The 21,033-nt window shown below is 58.0% G+C and carries 18 protein-coding genes; 5 read left to right on the top strand and 13 right to left on the bottom strand.

Annotated elements, in window-relative coordinates:
- Window positions 1–22 precede the first annotated feature (22 nt).
- Both F8N85_RS23590 and F8N85_RS23585 read left to right on the top strand, forming a co-directional pair.
- Window positions 23–826 (top strand): SirB1 family protein, encoded by an 804-nt coding sequence (locus F8N85_RS23590; protein WP_150805917.1) that lies wholly within the window; start codon window positions 23–25, stop codon window positions 824–826.
- A 65-nt stretch (window positions 827–891) separates the two neighbouring features.
- The gene (locus F8N85_RS23585; protein WP_150805916.1) at window positions 892–1,716 is read left to right on the top strand and encodes a class I SAM-dependent methyltransferase; all 825 of its coding nucleotides are present in this window, start codon (window positions 892–894) and stop codon (window positions 1,714–1,716) included.
- 47 nt (window positions 1,717–1,763) lie between these two features.
- Here the strand turns inward: F8N85_RS23585 and maiA are convergent, their stop codons facing one another.
- Genes maiA through hmgA form a run of 3 tightly spaced genes read right to left on the bottom strand, consistent with a single transcriptional unit; the run spans window position 1,764 to window position 5,024 of the window.
- Window positions 1,764–2,399, bottom strand: a complete 636-nt coding sequence (gene maiA / locus F8N85_RS23580; RefSeq protein ID WP_150805915.1) for a maleylacetoacetate isomerase — start codon at window positions 2,397–2,399, stop codon at window positions 1,764–1,766.
- A gap of 12 nt (window positions 2,400–2,411) precedes the next feature.
- Window positions 2,412–3,716, bottom strand: coding sequence for a fumarylacetoacetase (gene fahA, locus F8N85_RS23575; RefSeq protein ID WP_150805914.1), 1,305 nt, complete (start codon window positions 3,714–3,716; stop codon window positions 2,412–2,414).
- A 3-nt stretch (window positions 3,717–3,719) separates the two neighbouring features.
- A complete protein-coding gene (hmgA, locus tag F8N85_RS23570; RefSeq protein WP_150805913.1) occupies window positions 3,720–5,024 on the bottom strand; it encodes a homogentisate 1,2-dioxygenase in 1,305 nt (434 codons plus the stop codon).
- 163 nt (window positions 5,025–5,187) lie between these two features.
- On the opposite strand from hmgA, the gene F8N85_RS23565 reads away from it, so the two are divergent.
- Window positions 5,188–5,985: an IclR family transcriptional regulator gene (locus F8N85_RS23565; RefSeq protein ID WP_150805912.1), complete on the top strand. Its 798-nt coding sequence runs from the start codon at window positions 5,188–5,190 to the stop codon at window positions 5,983–5,985.
- A 67-nt stretch (window positions 5,986–6,052) separates the two neighbouring features.
- Here the strand turns inward: F8N85_RS23565 and F8N85_RS23560 are convergent, their stop codons facing one another.
- The 5 genes from F8N85_RS23560 to F8N85_RS23540 all read right to left on the bottom strand — a co-directional run bounded on the left by F8N85_RS23560 (window position 6,053) and on the right by F8N85_RS23540 (window position 14,366).
- On the bottom strand, window positions 6,053–6,385 hold the full coding sequence (locus F8N85_RS23560) for a hypothetical protein (protein WP_224795737.1): 333 nt from the start codon (window positions 6,383–6,385) through the stop codon (window positions 6,053–6,055).
- 238 nt (window positions 6,386–6,623) lie between these two features.
- Window positions 6,624–9,164: a LuxR C-terminal-related transcriptional regulator gene (locus F8N85_RS23555; protein WP_191636243.1), complete on the bottom strand. Its 2,541-nt coding sequence runs from the start codon at window positions 9,162–9,164 to the stop codon at window positions 6,624–6,626.
- Window positions 9,165–9,313: 149 nt separating this feature from the next.
- Entirely contained in the window at window positions 9,314–10,840 is a 1,527-nt protein-coding gene (locus tag F8N85_RS23550) for a glycoside hydrolase family 10 protein (RefSeq protein WP_150805911.1), read from the bottom strand.
- 342 nt (window positions 10,841–11,182) lie between these two features.
- Window positions 11,183–12,550, bottom strand: a complete 1,368-nt coding sequence (locus F8N85_RS23545; protein ID WP_150805910.1) for a DUF1329 domain-containing protein — start codon at window positions 12,548–12,550, stop codon at window positions 11,183–11,185.
- A gap of 22 nt (window positions 12,551–12,572) precedes the next feature.
- The gene (locus F8N85_RS23540) at window positions 12,573–14,366 is read right to left on the bottom strand and encodes a DUF1302 domain-containing protein (RefSeq protein WP_150805909.1); all 1,794 of its coding nucleotides are present in this window, start codon (window positions 14,364–14,366) and stop codon (window positions 12,573–12,575) included.
- Window positions 14,367–15,299: 933 nt separating this feature from the next.
- Between F8N85_RS23540 and F8N85_RS23535 the strand changes: the two genes are divergently transcribed.
- The gene (locus F8N85_RS23535; protein WP_150805908.1) at window positions 15,300–15,686 is read left to right on the top strand and encodes a hypothetical protein; all 387 of its coding nucleotides are present in this window, start codon (window positions 15,300–15,302) and stop codon (window positions 15,684–15,686) included.
- Window positions 15,687–15,981: 295 nt separating this feature from the next.
- A complete protein-coding gene (locus F8N85_RS23530; protein ID WP_150805907.1) occupies window positions 15,982–16,752 on the top strand; it encodes an N-acetylmuramoyl-L-alanine amidase in 771 nt (256 codons plus the stop codon).
- A 71-nt stretch (window positions 16,753–16,823) separates the two neighbouring features.
- Here the strand turns inward: F8N85_RS23530 and F8N85_RS23525 are convergent, their stop codons facing one another.
- The 5 genes from F8N85_RS23525 to F8N85_RS23505 all read right to left on the bottom strand — a co-directional run bounded on the left by F8N85_RS23525 (window position 16,824) and on the right by F8N85_RS23505 (window position 20,977).
- Window positions 16,824–17,735, bottom strand: a complete 912-nt coding sequence (locus F8N85_RS23525) for an SDR family oxidoreductase (protein ID WP_150805906.1) — start codon at window positions 17,733–17,735, stop codon at window positions 16,824–16,826.
- A 325-nt stretch (window positions 17,736–18,060) separates the two neighbouring features.
- Complete coding sequence (locus tag F8N85_RS23520; RefSeq protein ID WP_150805905.1) at window positions 18,061–18,963, bottom strand: alpha/beta fold hydrolase; 903 nt, start codon at window positions 18,961–18,963, stop codon at window positions 18,061–18,063.
- Window positions 18,963–19,745 carry a class II aldolase/adducin family protein gene (locus tag F8N85_RS23515; protein ID WP_150805904.1) on the bottom strand — a complete coding sequence of 261 codons (783 nt, stop codon included), beginning with the start codon at window positions 19,743–19,745 and terminating at the stop codon, window positions 18,963–18,965. Before F8N85_RS23515 ends, F8N85_RS23520 begins: the two co-directional genes overlap by 1 nt.
- Window positions 19,746–19,899: 154 nt before the next feature.
- A complete protein-coding gene (locus tag F8N85_RS23510) occupies window positions 19,900–20,586 on the bottom strand; it encodes an LrgB family protein (RefSeq protein WP_150805903.1) in 687 nt (228 codons plus the stop codon).
- Complete coding sequence (locus F8N85_RS23505; protein ID WP_150805902.1) at window positions 20,576–20,977, bottom strand: CidA/LrgA family protein; 402 nt, start codon at window positions 20,975–20,977, stop codon at window positions 20,576–20,578. The genes F8N85_RS23510 and F8N85_RS23505 overlap by 11 nt, the downstream gene beginning before the upstream one ends.
- Window positions 20,978–21,033: the final 56 nt, after the last annotated feature.

The following is a 21,033-nucleotide window of genomic DNA, read 5'->3' as shown; positions in this document are numbered from 1 at the left end:
GAGGCATTGACCGGAGATTTCGATGACCCCGCGCGAGGCTTTTTTCGACTGTCTGCAACGCTCTCCGCCAGCGCTCTTTGAAGCGGCGGTGTGGATCGCTGTCGAGCATGATCCGGCGGTAGAGCCAGAGGCGTTGCTGCACAACTTCAAAGACCTGGTACAACGGGTCAGCTGCGGTTTACCCCTGCTGCCGGTGAGCGAACTCGGGCAGCCCTTGTTGCGCCGGATGAATGACCTGAGGTTCGCCCAGGATGACGCCACCCCGCTACGACCCCAGGCCGCATTGGTCAATAAAGTACTGGAACGCAAACGCGGACAGCCACTGGCGCTGGGGTTGATCGCCCTGGAGTTGGCCAGGCGCCTGGAAATCCCGTTGGTGGGGGTTAACTTCCCTGGGCATTTTCTGCTGCGTGTGCCGGGTGCCGATCATTTGCTCGACCCTTGTGGCGGGCGGCGCTTGTACCCCAATGACTGCCGCGATCTGCTGCAACGCCAGTATGGCCAGAACATGAAGCTCAGTGCCGAGCATTTGCTCACCGCCGAGCCGGTTCAAATGCTGCAGCGCCTGTCGCGCAACTTGCGTCAACTGCACCTGGCCAACGACGACAACCTCGGTGCGTTGATCGACGCCGAGCGCGTGCTGGAACTGGGCAACGCCAGCGCCTCCGACTACCTGGCCCGCGCCAGCCTCTACCAGCGCCTCGACTGCCCGAACGCCGAACGCTTCGACCTGGAGCACGCGTTGCTGCTCAGCGAAGACCCTATCCAGCGGTTACGGCTGACCGAGCGGCTGGGGCATTTGCCGCCGAATTCGATTGTGCATTGAGCTCCGTTTCCTCGCCCTTCGCGCTTTTCCGTACACTGCTTGTCCACCTCATGGATGAAGCTGACATGAATGTTCTTTCCCCCGCTGAACAATTTCTTCAGGATTTTCACCAGCGCCGGCCTGGGACTACCAGCGCCGCATTTGCCCATCTGAGCACCTCGAATCAAGTTTCTTCATACACAATTCTGGCATCGGTTATCCCCACTTCCAGGCCAACACTGACGGTGCTGGACCTAGCCTGTGGGGACGGACACTTGCTGGCATTGCTGGCCAACCGGCAACAACCGGCATTGCGATTGATCGGCGTGGACATGAGCCAGGCCGAACTGGACGTAGCGCGCTCGATGCTGCCTGACCATGTGCTCCTGCTGAAAGAACGAGCCCAGGCACTGTCGACGGCGACGGGCAGTATTGATTTTGTTCTCTCGCATCTGGCCCTGATGCTGATGGACGACCTGGAACAAGTCCTGATTGAGATCCGCCGTGTTCTGCGCGATGACGGGAAGCTGGCAGTGATCGTTGGACGAGGTTTCTTGTTGGGAGAGGTCGGTACGTTGTATCTGGATGCTTTTCGGGCTATCGCCCAGCAAGATGCGCTGGCGCATTTGCCAATGGGCGATCCACGCACCCGTACCCGGGAGGGATGGATCGAGTTACTGAGTGCAGATTTTACCTGCGTTGAGTTTGAAGATATGGATGTCGAGTGGCATCCGCAATTCGACGAGCTTTGGGCATCACTGAATGATACCTACGATGTGGATCGGCTAACGTCCGCAGCACAAGCCCGGTTGAAGGGACGTTTCAAAACTTCTATCGAACATCTGAAACTGGAAGACGGCTCCATTCCTACCGGATGGGGGCTGCGCCTGATTCGGGGCAGCGCCTCCTGATCTTATTTCATACCTGTAAACGGCATTGGGACTTGCCCGCAAAGCTTTCAGGGGGTATCCGGTTGCTGTGCCGGATGCGCCTTGAGAAACGCCGGATGCTGGGCCGCCAACCCGGCCACCCGGCGAATCCGTGGGTAACTCTCAAGGGAGATGTTGAACCGTTCGGCCGCATACAACTGCGGGATCAGGTAGACATCCGCCAGTCCCGGCTCATCGCCGAAGCAATAACCCTGGTTGCCGATCAAGTGTTCGACCGCCGCCAACCCCTGGGTGATCCAGTGGCTGATCCACTGCACCACCTGGACTTCATCATGGCCCCATTGGCGCAGCAGGTTGAGCACGCTGACATTGTGCAGCGGATGAATGTCGCAGCCGATCAACCCCGCCACCCCACGCTCGTGAGCGCGAGTGGTCAGGTCTTTGGACAGCAACGGCAGCTGCGGATAACGCTCTTCGAGGTACTCGATGATCGCCGGTGACTGGATCAGCAACTCGCCTTCATCGGTGCGCAAGGCCGGCACACGGCCCTGGGGATTGATGCCAAGGTACGTCGACTGCCGATGTTCGCCGCCCTGGGGGGCGATCAGGTTGATCGGCAGCGCCTGGTAATCCAGGCCCTTGAGCGCCAGCGCGATACGCACCCGATAGGACGAAGTCGAGCGGTAGTAGGTATAGAGTTCCATGGCTCGAACCTCTTAACGGGCCGGGAGAATTTTGCCGCGGCATTCGCCGAAACCGATGGACGCAACACCCTCGGCGCTGCAGCGCGCACGCAGGATGATTTCGTCACCGTCTTCGAGGAATTTGCGCACTTCGCCGGAGGCCAATTCGATCGGCTTTTTGCCGCCCTCGGTGATTTCCAGCAGGCTGCCGAACTGACCATTCTCAGGCCCCGACAGGGTGCCCGAACCAAACAGATCGCCGGCTTGCAACTGACAGCCATTGACGCTGTGGTGCGCTACCATCTGCGCCACGGTCCAGTACATGTGTTTGGTGTTGCTCAAGGTCAGACGGTGAGCCGGCAGGTTCTGCTCGCGCATCGACTCGGTCAGCAGCAGCACTTCCAGTTCAATATCGAAGGCACCGCCAGCCTGGTCGCGTTTATCGAACAGGTACGGCAACGGCTGTGGATCGCCTTCCGGACGAGCCGGCTGGGCACGGCGGAACGGCTCCAGCGCTTCGGCGGTCACTACCCACGGCGAGATGCTGGTGATGAAGCTTTTCGACAGGAACGGCCCCAGCGGCTGATATTCCCAGGCCTGGATATCCCGCGCCGACCAGTCGTTGAGCAAGCAAAAACCGGCAATGTGTTCGGCGGCATCACCAATGGCGATCGAGTCGCCCATGTCATTGCCCTGACCGATCCAGATACCCAGTTCCAGCTCATAGTCCAGGCGCGCGCAGGGGCCGAAGGTCGGCTCGGCCTGGCCGGCCGGCAGGGTCTGGCCTTTGGGCCGACGCACGTCAGTGCCCGACGGACGAATGGTCGAAGCGCGGCCGTGGTAGCCGATCGGTACGTATTTGTAGTTCGGTAGCAGCGGGTTGTCGGGACGAAACAGCTTGCCGACGTTTTGCGCGTGCTCGATGCCGACGTAAAAGTCGGTGTAGTCGTTGATCTTCGCCGGCAGGTGCATTTCGCAGCTCACCGCCAGTGGCAGCAACTTCGCGCCTTGGGCTTCGATCTTGCCGTGCAGGGTACTGCCTTCGGCGAACAGCTCCAGCAGACGTTCGCGCAATGCGACCCGGGCACTGCGGCCCAGATCGAAGAAGGCATTCAGTTGGCCGCCGCGGGTGGCTTCGACCGCCGTGCGCGCGGCACCGTCAAACAGACCGGCATCCAGCGCAGCTTCCAGGTCGAAGATATGCTCACCGATAGCCACGCCGCTGCGCGGTGCGCCGCCCTTGATGCTGAATACACCCAGCGGCAGGTTCTGCAGCGGGAAGTCGGCGTGGCCGTTGGCGGAGGCAACCCAGCTACGAGTAATGGTTGGCTGATTCATCGGTTATCTCCGGTTCGGATTGAAAGTAGCGGGCAACGAGGCCCAGCAAGCATCATAGTTATTCTGCAACTGCGGGCAGTCGAGGGCGAAACGGCTCGGGCGCAGCACTTGGCTGGTCTCGAACATGAAGGCCATGGTGTTGTCGATCTTGCTCGGTGAAAGCTCGGCGGCAATCGCCTTGGTGCAGGTTTCGCCATCCGGTCCGTGGGCGCTCATGCAGCTGTGCAAGGACGCGCCGCCCGGCAGGAAACCTTCGGCCTTGGCGTCGTAGCTACCCTGGATCAAACCCATGAACTCATTCATCAAATTGCGGTGGAACCAGGGTGGACGGAAGGTGTTCTCGGCCACCATCCAGCGTGGCGGGAAGATCACGAAGTCGAGGTTAGCCAGGCCGTGGACGCTGGTGGGCGACGTCAGGACGGTGAAGATCGACGGATCGGGATGGTCGAAACTGACCGTGCCGATGGTGTTGAAACGCCGCAGGTCATATTTGTAGGGCACATTGTTGCCGTGCCAGGCGACCACGTTCAGCGGCGAATGATCGAGCTCGCAACCCCAGAGTTCGCCGAGGAACTTTTGCACCAGGGTGGTCGGCTGTTTCAGGTCTTCGTAATGCGCGACCGGGGTCAGGAAATCCCTCGGATTGGCCAGACCATTGCTGCCAATCGGCCCCAGGTCCGGCAGGCGCAGCGGCGCGCCATGGTTCTCGGCGATGTAGCCGCGAGCCTGGGCATCGAGCAACTCGACGCGAAATTTCAGACCGCGAGGCAATACAGCGATTTCCAGCGGCTCCAGTTCCAGCACGCCCAGTTCAGTGACGAGGCGCAGACGGCCCTGTTCCGGCACCAGCAGCAACTCCCCGTCGGCATTGAAGAACACTCGCTCCATGGAGCGGTTGGCGCGGTAGTTATAGATGCTGATTCCGGCCGGTTTTTGCGCCGCCGAGTTGGCGGCCATGCTCACCAGACCGTCGATGAAATCGGTCGGCTCGCAAGGCATATCCAGTGGGTTCCAGCGCAGGCGATTAGGCGTCACCTCGCCCAGCGGGCCACCGGCCAGCTGCCGATCGAGCTTCACAAAGGCCGGGTGGTTGGCCGATGGCTGTATGCGGTACATCCAGGTCCGCCGCGCCTCGCTGCGGACCATGGTAAAGGCGGTGCCGGAGAACAGTTCGGTATAGAGACCGTACGGCGCCTTTTGCGGCGAGTTCTGGCCGACGGGCAATGCGCCGGGCAGCGCTTCACTGCTGAATTCATTACCGAAGCCTGACTGATAAGCCAGCGCTGGCGTCGAGGAATCGAGGGTCATGGAGCCTCCTGAAAATGGAGTGAGCAGTGAGCCGCATCTCCGACAAGAAGCCTCGGCGCGCTGCATTATTTTTATCGTAATCCAATTACGCATAACGTAATTTGATTGGGATTGACCGTCAAGTTATAAAGACGCCCATTCGTCTCGGGATCACACCGCCTCCATGGAAAAGCCGCGCAGCACCAGCGACAGCAACGGTAAACAGAAAGTCCGCTCGGCCGAGGTCGGCACCGACATCCTCAAGGCCTTGGCGCAACTGTCACCCTCGACTTCTTTGTCACGCCTGGCTGAACACGTGCAGATGCCGGCAAGCAAGGTTCACCGCTATTTGCAGGCGCTGATCGCCAGTGGTTTTGCCGAGCAAAATGCCGCCACCAACCACTATGGCCTGGGTCGTGAAGCCTTGCGTGTGGGGTTAGCCGCTTTGGCCAGTATGGACGTGCTGAAGGTCGCCGCCCTGCCGTTGGCGGAGCTGCGCGACGAGCTGAACGAAACCTGCTTCCTCGCCGTATGGGGTAACCAGGGCGCGACCGTGGTGCATATCGAGCCGGCTGTGCGAGCGGTGACGGTGGTCACTCAGTTGGGATCGGTGCTGCCATTGCTCAGCTCATCGACCGGCTTGGTGTTCAGCGCTTTCCTGCCGAACCGCGAAACCGTCGAGTTGCGTGAACAGGAGTTGAAGGCGAGCGATAACCATCTATTGGCCGATGACCAGGCTTACGCGAAGGTATGCGAACAGATTCGTGCCCGAGGTCTGCATCACGTCCATGGCTTGCTGATGCCGGGTGTAGACGCCTTGTCGGCACCGGTGTTCAACGCGGTTGGGAACGTGGCGGCGGTGCTCACGATAGTTGGCCCGACTTCAATGTTCCATGCCGATGAAAATGGCCCGGCGGCACAGCGCTTGTTGGCGGCGACCCGGGCAGTGAGTTGGCGGATGGGGTATCAGCCAACTAGTTGACGCAAACAACAAACGGTTTTGTACACGTTCAATTTGACAAAACCGTATGCTTTACTCGGCCAATTTTTTAGTCAAGGAACGTGGGCGCTATTTCGATCCCATACTGGTTAAGCTCCTCAAGAGTGACGTCAGAGAAGAGATAACTCTCATCCACTGTGTAACGTGCCGAGTACAGTTTAAACTGTGAGCCAAATACCGGAACCTGGTTGTCCTGCAACTGCAAATAGAAACCACTCGCGAGCGATTCAGAATACTCTGCCACCGGTGTGCCCTGGTCATTAATGACTGAACGCGTGATAAACATTTTATCCACATCAATCCCGCGGCTAGCAAGCCTTGAGTTCAACTTCGCACGCACCAGATCGAGCGTCAATGCTTCTTTTTTTACTTCCATGTCCATCGTAACTCTCCTTGTTAATATAGTCGAACAACCCATCAGACATCAACATTGATATTTTTGTGGCTGCGATTACATATATAGCGAAAACACCAAAAACATGCACATCCTAAAATGTGAGCATTCGTAAAATCCTGACTCATTCAGCCAGGCGAAAAACTTCCCACCGCTACAGCATGGTAGCTTCCGAGCATCAGCACTGCAGACTTCCCACACCAGCCCGTTAAAATTAATACTTCAATTATCGTATCAGCCCCGACAACTTGGCCTTCGCCACTGCCTGCGTCCGGCGCTCCACACCTAACTTACTGTGAATCCGCCGAGCATGGGTTTTTACTGTATGTAATGAGATAAATAGTTGCTCGGAAATCTGCTGATTGGAGTTACCCAAGGCAATCAACTTGAGGACTTCCAACTCACGCTGGCTAAGGGGATTTTCGCCATCAGACGGCGACGCCGCGTTGAAATCCTGCGCATCCAGCCCCAAGTCACGCAGCACGTTGGGCTGGCGCAAGCGCAGCTCGCACAAGGCTTGTTGCAGATTGCAGCGACGGATCAGATTCAGCCCAGCCTCCATGCACTGCCTGGCCAGTCGCTGATCGCCGCACAGATAAGCGACTTCGCCCCGCGCTAAATGTAATTCAGCCTCAAGACCGAGCATGCCTTGACGTTGAGCGGCCTCTAGCAGAGTCGTGAGCTGCTGCAGTGGGAATTCAGCCTGATGCCGATAGACGTTGGCCAGTATCAGCAGGTATTCAACCCGCGGAATCAACTCCAGGGTCGCCGGAGGCGCCTGACGCGCGTGCGGCCCACGGTAATGCCGCAGTACCCGGCTCAAGGCTTCATGGGCCAGCTCCGGACGACCTTGCTGCAACCAGAATTGACTGCTGACTTGCAGCAATACGCCACGGTAAACCGTGTCCGGGATTTGCCGCTGTTGCATCAGCCGTTCGGCATCGCGCAATCGCACAAAGGCCTGGGCATAGTCACGTTGATTGCCCGCCAACAGCGCTTGGCCGAGAAAGCCGTACAAGGCGAGCTTGTCCTGGCTGTGCACACACGCTTGCAGCCCTGACTGAAAGAACTGCGCGGCTTGTGCGTCCTGCCCCTGGCGCAACGCCAGGCGCCCACGGCGCAAGGCAATCCGTCCGAGCAATGGCGTGGCGCAGGTGACTTGTTCGCCGAGCAGCTCATAAACAGTGGCCAGCAGACTTTCCGCCCTCTGCACAGCTCCACGCTGCTCGAGCAGTTGCGCGTGATCCAGCTCCAGCAAACCCTCGAGCAACAACGAACCTTGCGCGCGCGCCAGGCACAGCGCTTCGCGATTGGTCGCCTGCGCCACATCCAGCCCGCCGTTGAGCAACGCTTGCTGGGTCAACCCGGACAGACACAGCAAGCGCGCAGTCCATGCCGACGCGGGAAGCTCGGTCAGGGCCTCGAGAAAATGCGCCCGCGCAGGCGCGTGTCGGCCCAGCAGATGCAACAACCATCCTTGCTGAGCCTGCCAACGCGCCACCAACTGCCTCTGCAAGGTGGCAGACGGCTGTGGAGCGAACCGCGCCATCTGATCGATGCAGGCGGCGGCCTGTTCGAAGCGACCGGCAAAGAGCAATGCGGCGGTAATCAGCCCGACCAGTTGCGCAGTACCGAGCATCAGTTCGTCACCTTGCTGCTCATGCAGACGCAACAGCAGCACCACGTTCTGCTGTTGGAACAGGTGCTCGAAGCTGAAGTGCTGCAGCAAACTGACCGCCACTTCATATTCATGGGCCAGCAAAGCCTGCTCGAAGGCGGCCTGCCAATCCTCCTGGGTAACAAACCACTGGCAGGCGCGACGGTGCCAGGAACGCCCGCCCGGCCATTCTTCGGCGCGTATGCGCCGCGCCAACGGTGGAAAGACTTGCAGCCAATCCGCCGAAGCGTCCCAGGCTTCTATGAAACACCCCGACTCGTGCAACGAACGCAGCCACTGGGCGCCCTCGCCTGCGCCGAACAGATGCTCGCACAGGCTCGCGTTGAAACGCGGCAGATGGGCCAACACCCGCCAGGCCTCGGCCAGTTCCGGCGACAAACCACTGAACAGTTCATGCTCCAGATAGTCGAGCAGAGTCCCCGAACGGGTGAATTTTCCGCCCGCGGTGTCCAACAGGGCGATCCGCACCCCGACACACCAGCCGCCGGTGAGCTGGGAAATCCGCGTAGCCGTTTGGGCGCCCGGGTTGTGCGGCGATACCTGCTGCACCTGCTCGATTTCAGCCTCGTCGAAGGCCAGGTCCGCCGCGTTGCACTCGTACAACTCGTCATCGAGCAGCAGGCGCGGCCAGTTGCATTGCGCACGCCTGCGCCCGCTCAGCCACCAGGTCAATGCCGGACTGCTGACGGCCAGCAGCCGATCGAGCAGCGAGTCCAGTTCCGCGGCAGGCACGCGGCAATAGTCGTCGAGAAACAACCAGGTCGGGGTCTGCAATCGACTCAGATAATTGAGCAGGGAAGCCTCATCGGCCGACACCAGACCCAGCACCTGAGCCAACAACTCACAGAACTGCGCGTTCGTTTGCCGCTGTCCCGCCAACGGCAACCAGCCGACTTTGCACTGCGCCGGAACCTGCGACAAGCATTCGCCGAGCAACACGCTTTTGCCACTGCCGGCCGGCGCGCAGAGCAACTTGACCCTTGCTGTCGAAGCCAGCAATGCACTACTCAACCGTGGACGGTACACATGCTGGGAGGGCAAGCGCGGCACAAACCCAGGAGGATCCAGACGTGCGGTCATGGCGGTCATTGCGGCATGCCTTTTCTTGGTTTTATCCGGCCACCCTAGTCCTCTTGCCCACGCGGATTGAACAAGTATTCAGTGTGTTGATTGGCGTCCATAACAAAGCCGACCCGTGTTGACCCACGGGCTCCGGCCCCTGCCACTGTCGAAACGCCTCAGGCGGCAGTCGTAGCTGCACTCTCGAAATGCCCTCGGTCCAGCGCCGTGACCGCATAAGTCACCTCGCCGTCGTGCTGCACCGGGTCGGTCCAGACATGCAGGCATTCGTCTCGTCTGCATGTTGCCACCAGATACTCCGCTCGCGTGATATCCACAGGCTGCCCTTTGGGGAACCTGTAGAGGGCGTAATAGCAGGTCTTGCCCGGCGGATTGGCGGCACTCTCATGCCATTTGACCTGTGTGCCGGCCAGCGTTCCGATCTGTTGAACACAGGCCGGCGGGGCTGGCGCAGAGCCTCCCTTCCAGGGCATGGTCGGCACCAGGGCCACAGACCTCCACACCTCTTCACGGAGGCTGGCGATGGCAGGCAGAACCGCTGGAGCACGCAAGAACAGGTGACGAAACAGCAGGCTGCCCTGGATCTGCGGGATATCGATATTCCAGGCCAGTTGCTTATTGATTTGCGAGACGCCATTGTCCTGTGTCCATTCCGGCTCCCTCTGACTTGGTACAGCCACTTTGTAAAGCGCCTCGCCAATGTACAAATGCACGTTTTTCCCCTGTACGGTATCGGCCCACCAGCGGGTTACGATATCGAACTGCGCCGCTTTCAAACCAAAGCTCCAGTAAACTTGCGGGGCGATGTAATCGATCAACTCTTCATGTACCCAGCGGCGTGTATCGGCAAATGCCGCATCAAAATTTGGAATGCCGGCGGAGGTATCGGAACCTTGCGGATCATCACTTTTATTACGCCATACTCCCGCTGGACTGATACCAAATTTGATAGCGGGATTGAACTGTCGCAACGCCTGAGACAATTCACTAATCAACTGAAAAGTATTGTTACGACGCCAATCTGCCTTACTGGAAAAGTTCTGCCCATGCAGGGCAAATGTGGCGTCATCGTTGAGTTTCGAACTGGATGACTCATTGTAGAAATAGTCATCGAATTGGATACCATCGATATCGTAATTGCGCGCCACTTCCATTATGCCTTCGACGACCCAGGCTCGCGCTTCGGGAATCCCTGGGTCGAGCACAAAGCGATCGGAAGCGACACCGATCCATTGTGGATGGGCAGCGTAGACACTGACGGGCGCCCCCGGCAAGACGCTGGTCAATTGATCGATGGTGCTTTGTCGGGTGTTCATCGAAACCCGGTAGGGGTTGAACCAGGCATGCAGTTCAAGGTTTCGTCGGTGGGCTTCGTCGATCACGAACTGAAGCGGATCGAAGCCTGGGTCCTTGCCAAGTGTTCCGGTCAGGTACGACGACCAGGGCAAAATGGAGGAACGATAGAAGGCATCCGAACAGGGCTTGACCTGAAAGAACAGCGCATTCATCCGCAGGTCGACTGCCTCGTCCAGCATGGCAATCAGCTCACTCTTCTGAACCCTCACCCGCTCTGTCTGGTCAACGATTTTTTGGGAAGCAGTAGAGGGCCAGTCGAGGTTAATGACCGTGGCAATCCAACTTCCGCGCAGATGGCGTTTATGGTGTATTTGATTATTAGCATTCACGTTCTGTTACTCCTGCGAACCTGTCGGCGCCTTATCCCAGCGATAACGCGACATCAGGCGACAGGCTCACTGCCTATTCAAAGCGTAATTCAACCTTGGCGATACTGCCCGTTCAGTTCTGTGCAAAAGATTAAATGATATTTCAGCCCCTCCAACAAAAATAACGAATGAACTTTCGACCTTATGCAATAACCAGAAAACAACTCACAGACGTATAAGAAACTTCCCACCGACTCACACAACTCTATTCAAACTTAACATTCAAACAAAAAAAGGCCCTGTTCTTCACTCGTGCCAATCGGTACGAGCGATAAACAGGGCCTGCAGGGTGCCTGTGGCGGTCTAGCGAACGCCCTCGCTACGCAGCGCCGATGGCGTGTAATCCGCCGACTTGGCCGCGAAGCCGAATTCGAAGCTGTGCTTCTCTTCGTTCTTCATGCCGAGGGCGATGTAACGACCGGCAATAATGTCGTAGAGCGCTTCGAGGGTATAAGCCGGCACCTGGTGATTGTAGTAGAACTGCTGGTGCCCTTCGGCTACCCGCCAGAGCTGGCCACGACCGTCGTAGTGGTCCACCAGCGCCACCTGCCAGCTGTCCTCGTCGATGAACATATGACGCTTGGCGTAGATGTGCCGCTCGCCCGGCTTGACGGTACCGACCACTTCCCAGACCCGATGCAGCTCGTAACGGGTCAGGTCCTGGTTGATGTGCCCGGCCTTGATGACGTCGTCGTACTTGAGGCTCGGCGAATCGAGCTTGTAGGCGTTGTACGGAATGTACATTTCCTTCTTGCCGATCAGCTTCCAGTCATAACGATCCGGCGCTCCGGAGAACATGTCGAAGTTGTCCGAAGTGCGCAGGCCGTCGGCAGCAGTGCCCGGCCCGTCGTAGGCCACTTGCGGCGCGCGACGCACCCGCCGTTGACCGGCGTTATAGATCCAGGCCAGACGCGGCTCCTTGACCTGGTCAAGAGTCTCGTGAACCAGCAACACGTTACCCGCCAAGCGCGCCGGTGAAGTCACCGACTGCTTGAAATAGAGCAGCACGTTGGCGCCTTTTTCCGGGTCCATATCGGGAATTTGCCCAGGCACCGCGACTTCTTCTTCGAAGCGGATGGAGGTATAGCTGCCGTTGGTTTGCGGTGTCGCTTGGGTGATGATGCGCTTGAGGTTGCCCCCGCGATAACGGGTGACGTGGTTCCACAGCACCTCGACGCCAGCCTTCGGAATCGGGAAGGCGTAGTAACGGTTGCCCGTGAAGTTGACCAGACCGTTACCTTCGTTGATCGAGTTCACATTAAGGGCGCTACGCTTGGCCGCGTCGTAGACATCAGCTGGTAACGCGACGGTACGGTGACTTGGATAAACCGGAATCTTGTAGGTTTCCGGGTAGCGCTTGAACATCGCCAGCTGGCCGTCCGAGAGCTTGTCCTTGTACTTGTCGGCGGTGGCAGCGGTGATGGTGAACAGCGGTTTTTCACTGGCGAACGGGTCGGCCAGGAAGCCTTTGCTGTCTACCGCGCCGGCATTTTTTGGAATGCCGCCGGTCCACGCGGGAATCGAGCCGTCGGCGTTGCCGGCCTTCTCGGCCCCCACTGGCGTCAGTGTAGTGCCCAGCTTGGCGGCCTCTTCGGGCGAGACCGCGGCCATCACGTTGGCAGCCAACAGGCTCAAGGCCAGGGCACCGCATTGCAGAATCATTTTGCGCATGTTGTTGTCCTTCTCAGCCATATCAGAAGTTCACGCCGAAGCTCAAGGCGACGAAATCACGGTCAGTCAGGGTGTTGTAGTCGCCACCGAAAAAGTCGGTGTAACTGAGGTTGGCGGTATAGGTATTGCGGTAGTCGGCGTCGACCCCGAGGCTGACGGCCTTGGCGCCTTCGTTGAACAGTCCGTTGGGGCCGTAGCCATTAACGTCATGGGACCAGGACAGGTTGGGCTTGAGGTTGATCCCGGCAATTGCGTTGTTGTAATCGAGGATCGCCCGGGCGCGATAACCCCAGGAGGTAGAGGTGACAAAACCCTGGGTATCACCGGCAAAACCGTACTGGCCATAGACCGAGTCGCGGCCATAACGCAACTCGCTCCTCGGCTCCAGACCACCGACGTGCACCACCGCCGCCTCCCCGACCAGGGTCAGGCGATCAGCGCCCAGCACTTGATCGAAAAACTGCGTCATGGTGCTTTGGATCTGAGTGATTTCCTTACGCCGGTAACCGCTATTGTCAGCCCCCGCTGTGGTCTGGATCGGCGACGCCGCGCCACCGGCAATCGGGTTGAGCAGGGCCAGGGTCAGGTCGGTGGTGTTGAGCTGTACCGGAGCGTTGGGGCGATAGCTGATTTCTCCGGTCCAGGCAGTGCCGGTGGGCAAGGTGGTGGAGAAGCTGGCGCCATACAGTCGAATGTCTTCCGGGTATTCGAGGTAGTACTGACCGCGCCCGAGCATCACACTTCGCGCCAGCCCCGAGCCACTGCCCGGTGCCAGTCTGTTGGCAATACTGACCATGCCCGGCAGGCTGGCCAGTGTCGACAGCCCGGCAGTCGTGGTACCGACCGTCGGGGTGCGGCTGTGATAGTTCATGAAGTACAGGCCGTACTCGGTGTCGTCACCCAACCAGCGCAACGCCGTACCCCATTGCCCGGAGTCACGGGCATCGCGGTCGCCGCCGCGGGGCACGACAACGCCCTCGGAAGTGACATCGAAGCCTTGCCCGAATGCCGCCGCCAGCGGTTGCAACGGCGCGATCGCCGGACTGCCGACGGTGTAGTTGGAGTCGCAACCGTCCTGAACCACATCGTTACCGAAAAAGGTCCCGCAGTTATCAACGACAGTCTGGTCCCACTCCAGCTGGTAGAAGCCTTCTACCGTCAGTTGGTCAGTCAGGCCTTGGGAAGCGAACAGCATGTTGACCGGAATCAGACCTTCCTTGATTTCCGCGCCAGGGCGACGGAAAGCGGAAACGTCGATCGGGTTGATGCTGTTGATCGAGTTGCCGATGAAGGTACTTTCGCCCCAACTGACCACCTGTTTACCGGCGCGCACAGTGCCGGGCAGATTGGCGATGGAATAGTTGTGATAGACGAAGGCATCGAGAATCTGCGCGCCGGAAGACTGGGCGCCTTCTTTGCGGTTGTGGTTGCTGATGGGCTTGAACTCGCGGTCTTCATCCTGAAGTTCGAAGTCATACCAATACTTGCCGCGGACAAACACACCGGTGTCGCCATATTTGAGTTCGAGGTCGTGCAGGCCTTTGAAGATTTTCGAGAAGGTTTCGCCCTTCTTGAAATTCAAACGCCCATCGTCCCCGGTCGACGCCTGGCCGGTGCCACCATTGGTAGTGCCGACCAGTTCCTTGTCAGCATCGCGCAGTCCCCAACTGGCGCCTACCGACAGCGAGGAGTCGAACTGCCCCTCGATTTCCCCGATGTTGAATGAAACAGCCTGCGCCTGGGCACAGCAACCCAAGGTAACCGCAGCGGCCAGCGCCTGCGGCCTGAAGATGGCGCGCATTGTTGTTTTTGTCATGCGTCTTCCCCGGTGAGTGACAGAAGGCCACACCCTACTGCCGGCACCCGGCAGCGATAAGCGCACCAAGGAGGTATTCGCGGTGTACCTCTAAAGGATGACAGGCCGCACAGCGCGAGGCTTTGGGCGACGCATCGACGGGCTGGATGGGAAGCTATCAGGGGAATGGATAGCGCAAGGCACAACACCTTTCGTAGCCGCTGCCGAAGGCTGCGTTCGGCGCGGTCCACGTTCGGGCGAAGCAGTCGCCAATAACAACCGCCTGGTGTACCTGAAAGCGTTCAGTGGCTGGTTTTCCGAGTGCTCGGCACTCGGACACAGCTTTCGGCAGCTGCTACGGGACCGACTGTTACTCAGTCTGTAACGGTCCATGTCGTGAATCGCTATTTTTCCTTTGGAAATAAGCGCTTATTCTTGTCGGGCTTTCACGGCAAACCAGCAGAAAGCGCCACTCTCCAAGTGTGACCACGCCACTTGATGATCGACAGATTTCAGACCGATTGAAAGCGTGTTTCAGTTCGTCACCCCTGAGTTCACTGACGTAGATTTATAGCTCCTGATCTAACGTCTTACTTTAGCCACTGCTTATGCAGTGGCTTTTTTTTGTGGTGGCTTGACAAAATTTTCGTCACTACGACAAACAGCCCATACAGAGCGCACCCTTTAGCACTATAAGAAATATCTATCTTATAGAGCAGCCATCCCCACTATCACCACTTCATCTTTGAAATATCACTCAATCAGTAGTGAATTTTCCTTCAGACTTTTCAGATTCGCTTTCTTCAAATCCAATGTACTGTAAACACGGATGCAGCCGGCACTCTCCCTCAAGATGTTAACCCACACAAAAAAAAACGCTTACCCACGTCAATGCAATCACTTCAAAGCATGAAGCACATCCACTCTAAAAAATCATAAACAAGTTCATGGGAAATGAATATGTCAAAACCACCACCACTTGAATCTCCTGTATCAAATACTACAGCGCAGGCTTCGCCTGGAATACACTCCATAGCGGCAGCGTCGAAAGATATTCCCCATAGCGATACCGCAGCCGAACTGAGCCGTCTGGCCGCAGATGCGAAATCCAGACATGTCGCCGCTGAGCAGGCTCGTATTGCCGCAGAAGAAGACGCTCAACGCATCGCCGCCGCACAGGCACGGTTTGCAGCATTGGCAGAAGCTCAACGCCTGGCTAATGAGCAAGCTCGCCTTGTGGCTCAAGCTGCGGTGCAACATATTGCTACCGAGCTGGCGCGTCTCGCGGAACTGGCAGAGGCTAAGCGCCAGGCGGAACAGCTTCGTCTTGAGGTCCAATAACAAAAAACCGGTGGGCTACGATCGTCTGCATCGGGACGTGCCTCAACTTAATGAACACTATGGGGCAAATCGTAAGAAACGGAAGTCAAAGCAAATGGTGAACGGCTTAAACTTAGAAGGCTTGGTAAGCACTCCAAAGAATATCGTTTCAAAACCGACAATCATTAAGGAAATCGGCTACAGAACAAACATCCCTCCCTCGTTCAAGCGGCCACTAAGCTGAAGAAAGATACACATCAATGCATATCAACCGACCTGACATGCACTCTATCAGCATTTGCCACGAGTCTTTTTCATGAAACCCATCAACTACACCCGCTACCGTTCCGTTAAAGGTTTTAACAGCCGAGTTCGTTTCCTGGTCATGCATTACACCGCTGCGAACTTCTCTGCTTCAAAAAACGCCCTGACCGGTCCCAGCGTCAGCGCGCACTATCTGGTGCCCGATATCACAGACCCGAGTTACCTGCAGGCAGGATTCAGCGAACAGGAGATTTTCAATCTGGTGGATGAGAATGATCGCGCCTGGCATGCGGGCGTCAGTGCCTGGGGTAATCGGAGTAATCTGAACGACACGTCCATCGGCATTGAAATAGTGAACCTGGCAACCGATAACAATGGCCAGTTCACCTTTCCGCCTTATCAGCCACAACAGATTGCGGCGGTTGAACAGTTGGCGCTGAATATTCTGAAACGCTACCCGGATATCAGCCCCGTCAATGTCGTAGGCCATTCGGATATTGCTCCCGGCCGCAAGAGTGATCCGGGGCCCATGTTTCCCTGGCATCAACTGTATTTGAAAGGTGTCGGCGCCTGGTTTGACGAAAACAGCCAAAATACCTTTCTCCAGGACTACCGCCTCAAGGGCCTGCCCTCTCGGGAAGACATACTCGCCAAGTTCAAGAAGTACGGTTATGACATTTCCGGCGCCACCACTGAGGCGGGCTTTCAGCGCTTGGTTCGGGCCTTCCAGCTGCACTTTCGTCCGGCAAGATATGACGGTGTGCTAGATACTGAAACCGCGGCGAACCTTGCAGCGCTGGTTCACAAATATTTCCCGGCATAAGAACTCATACGGCTGCCACAGATCCTGTGGGATCCGGGCAGCCTTCGGTGGTACTGACTAAAAACCCGGGTTCAGAGCGAATACTTCTGCAGATTCGCCATCATTTCCTTCAACGCCTCAATGTTGTCCTGCGGATGCGCCGCGCCTTCGAAGTCGCAGATGTGTTGCCATTGGGCCGCCACGTCTTCAGGCGAGAAACCGGTGTGTGGATCGAACCCGGCGCCGAGGCTGCGTTCCCAGCGGACTTTGCCCATCCAGCCGCCGCCCACTTCGAACAGTCCGGAGGTTTCCTGGCAGTTTTCGCTGGCCAGGTACACCACTAGCGGGCTGACCAGTTCCGGTTTGAGCTGTTCGAAGACTTGTGGCGGGATCAGGCCTTCGGTCATGCGCGTACCGCCGGTGGGGGCGATGGCATTGACCAGGATGTTGTTCTTGCGGCCTTCGATGGCCAGGGTGCGGGTCAGGCCGTAAAGGCCGAGTTTGGCCATGCCGTAGTTGGACTGCCCGAAGTTGCCGTAGATACCCGAGGTCGACGCGGTGAAGATAACCCGGCCATAGTTTTGTTCACGCATGTGTGGCCAGGCGGCGCGAGTAACTTTGTAGGCGCCTTCGACATGTACCCGGTAAACCAGGTCCCAGTCGCTGTCGTCCATTTTGTGGAAGGTTTTGTCCCGCAGGATCCCGGCGTTGTTGACCACCACATCCACTCGACCGAAAGCGTCCAGGGCGTTCTGGACGATCTTGTCGCCGTCAGTCACCGAATCGTGGTTAGCCTGCGCGGTACCGCCGGCCTCGCGGATCTCTGCCACCACACGGTCTGCCGCAGAAGCGTTGGCGCCTTCGCCCTGAGCGGAGCCGCCGAGATCGTTGACCAGCACTTTGGCGCCATGCCGGGCGAACAATAGCGCGTGAGCCCGTCCCAGACCGCCGCCTGCACCAGTGACGATCACGACTTTATCTTCGAAGCGCACAGACTCATTCATGTAGAACTCCAGCAGGTAAATGGACAATGTATTGAGTGTCAGGCACACGCTGGCTGGTCACAATAAACACGGCGCGTGCTGAATGGTACTCGATAAGGCAGAGGGATAATTGGGGGTGCTTTTGAGGTCTGGTACCAGATCCTCGCCGCTACCCACAGGCTTGCGGTGCAGCTGGTATCGCCAAGATCGCAGCCTGCGGCAGCTCCTACAAGGTTTGTGTCCACCCGCAAATTCGCGGGCGTACTCGGTCGGCGTAGGAGCTGCCGCAGGCTGCGATCTTTTGGGGTCAGCGAGGTTCAAATGCCTGGTTGTCAGGACAAGCCCTTCAGGAACAGGCCCTTTTCCGAGGTTTGGAGACCAGCAGGTCACGGAAATCCAGATAGTGTTTGAGTACCAGCCCTGGAGCTTCGGTTTGAGGATAATGGCCGATTTCCTCGAGCAGTACGGTGTCTGGATTGGGGATCAATTGTCGATAACGCTCGACCATGTGCCTGCCGGAAATCGGATCGACTTCGCCATCGATGACCCGCAGGGGCACCTCGCCGCGCTGCATGGCGCCGACCCAGCGCTCGCGCTGCACACGACGCTCCGGGATATAACCGATCAGTTTGTGCAGGATCCGTGGCCCCTGGTTACTTTTGATCAGGCTCCAGAAGTCATCCACCGCACTTTCGCTGGGCCGGGTCAGAGGGCCGAAGATCTGGCTGAAACTCCTGACCAGCCCTTCACGACTGAAGGCCCGACCGATCATCCAGCCCAACGGGCTGAGCAAGAGTTTTTGCATCATTACCGGACGATGGGTTTCCGGAAACAGGCCACCGTTGAGAAACACGCAGCTGGCGATATGGATGCTGGCTTCGTAATGCCGGGCGAGCAGTTCCTGGGCAACGCTATCGCCGTAATCATGAGCCAGCACATGCACCGGTTGATCGATAGATAAATGCTTGAGCAGCGCCTGCTGCAAATCCGCCTGCTCCAGCAGGCTGTAGTGGTGATCCAGCGGTTTGGCCGAGTCGCCGAAACCGAGCATGTCACAGGCGATTACCCGATAGCGCTGGGTCAGCGGCTGCCAGAGATAATGCCAATCCCAACTGGCCGTCGGGAAACCGTGAATCAGCAACAGCGGTTCACCCTGCCCCGCCGTCCAATAGCGAATGGTCTGGCCGCGAAACAGAAAGCTCTGCCCGCGTTTGCGCCAGGCGCACAGAGGAATCTCGGCAAGTGGCATTAGAGTTTGTACCCCGGGTCTTGTTTGTCGAGTTTGCGCAGCAGCGCCGGCCAGGCCAGTGTGCCGCCCATGCCTTGGGCGCTTTTGGTGACCCCGGCGATCATCGCCTTGGCCCCTGCGAGAATCTGCGGCTCGATGACGATCAGCTCCGCCGCGCCGCTCTGTGCCAGCACCTGGATTTCGCAGGCACGCTGGAAGGTAAACATCATCAGGAAGGTATCGGCGATGGTGCCGCCACAGGTCAGCAGACCGTGGTTGTGCAGCATCAGAAAACTGTTCTCGCCCAGATCGGCCTGCAGCCGGGGTTTCTCTTCAGGGTTCAGCGCGACGCCCTCATAGGCGTGATAGGCCAGGCTTGAGAGCACAAACAGCGATTGCTGGCTGATCGGCAATACGCCCTGCTTCTGCGCGGAAACCGCGACGCCGGCGGCGGTGTGGGTGTGCAGGACACAAACCACATCGTGACGCACTTCGTGTACAGCGCTATGGATGGTGTAACCCGCGGGATTGATCTCGTAGGGGCTGTCCATCAGCTTGTTGCCGGCCTGATCGACCTTCACCAGGCTCGAAGCGGTGATTTCGTGAAACATCAAACCAAAGGGATTGATCAGAAAATCTTCAGTGCCCGGAACCTTGGCCGAAATATGCGTGAACACCAGATCGTCCCAACCATGCAGTGCCACCAACCGATAGCAGGCGGCCAAATCTACCCGGGCTTGCCACTCGGCGGCACTGACCTGGCCTTTCACATTCGGTGTCGATTGGACGGGGACTACGCTCACGGCAAGGACCTCGGCAGATTTCGGTTTTTTATTTGTTTTTGCTAATGTCCGACCAGTCTAGCCAGCCTCTCGAGTTGCGGTAGTTGCATTGGCAGCCAGCTTACTGGCCGAACGAGTCAGACCTGAGTCCGGTATCAATATGTTCAACTTAGTTTCAAAGCATAGACGCCAATAAAGGCGCCGCAAAAAGATTCAACAGCCCGGTCAGGACCATCACCAACCCCGCCACCGAACCTTCCTCCCCCCCCACTTCATGGGCCCGACTGACCCCGGCACCGTGGGCGCCGACGCCAAACAGCGCCCCCCGGGCCAAGGTGCTGCGCAGGGGCAGCCATTTCAGTAAAACCCCGCCAAGCAGGGCACCAAAGACTCCGGTGAACATCACGAAGACAGCAGTCAATTCCGGCACGCCCCCCAATTCATGGGCCAACGGCATGGCAAAGGGCGTGGTGATTGAGCGCGGCACCAGCGACATCGTCACCGAGCTGTCCAGTGCCAGGACTTTGGCCAGGCCAAATGAACTGCCAATCGACGCCATGCTGCCCGCCAGCATGCCGAGCAACAGCGCCAACCAGTGACGAATCAGCAACTGCCGTTGCTGCCAGATCGGTACCGCGAAAGCGACCGTCACCGGCCCCAGAACCAGCATCAACCAGTGAGTATTGCTTGAGTATTCGGCATAGGCGGTATGCAGGGGTACGGCCAACGCCAGAAGCAATGCGGGTACCAGAATCAACGGCGACAGCAGGTAACGGCCACTGCGCCGGTAGAGCCAGCGGCTGAACAGATAAGCCAACAGCGTAAAGGCCAGCCAAAACATTGGCATCAGCTCAAGCTTCATGACGCATCCGCAAACGACACACCAGTTCCACGGTAAATGCAGTGACCAGCATCACCATTAGTGTGCTGATGCCAATCACCAACAGGATCCGCCAACCGTCCTCGCGCAGTAGCACGCCATAATCGAGCAGACTCATCAGCGCCGGAATAAAGAACAGCAGCATTTCGGCCATCAGCACCCCGGCGCCCAATTGCAGGGCCGCCGGTTTGACCCATCCAAAGGCAAAAGCCAGCAACAGTAACGCCAAGCCGATGACCCCGCCGGGAATCGGCCAGGACAACCAGAGCGCCAATTGACAGCCCAATAGATAAATAGCCAGCAGCACCGCCAATTCGCACAGGAGTCGAGCCAAGCGTTTCAAGATGGAGTAGTTGAAGGTGGAGCCTTTCATGGTCTTCGGTCCTCGCAGGTGTTCATTTTAGAGAAGCACCTGCCATCCCCGAAGCG

Origin of the sequence: Pseudomonas fluorescens, assembly GCF_902497875.1 — a bacterium.
GTDB lineage: Bacteria > Pseudomonadota > Gammaproteobacteria > Pseudomonadales > Pseudomonadaceae > Aquipseudomonas > Aquipseudomonas fluorescens_BR.
The sequence above is the reverse complement of the archived record's forward strand: the minus strand, read 5'-3'. Positions and strand labels throughout refer to the sequence as shown.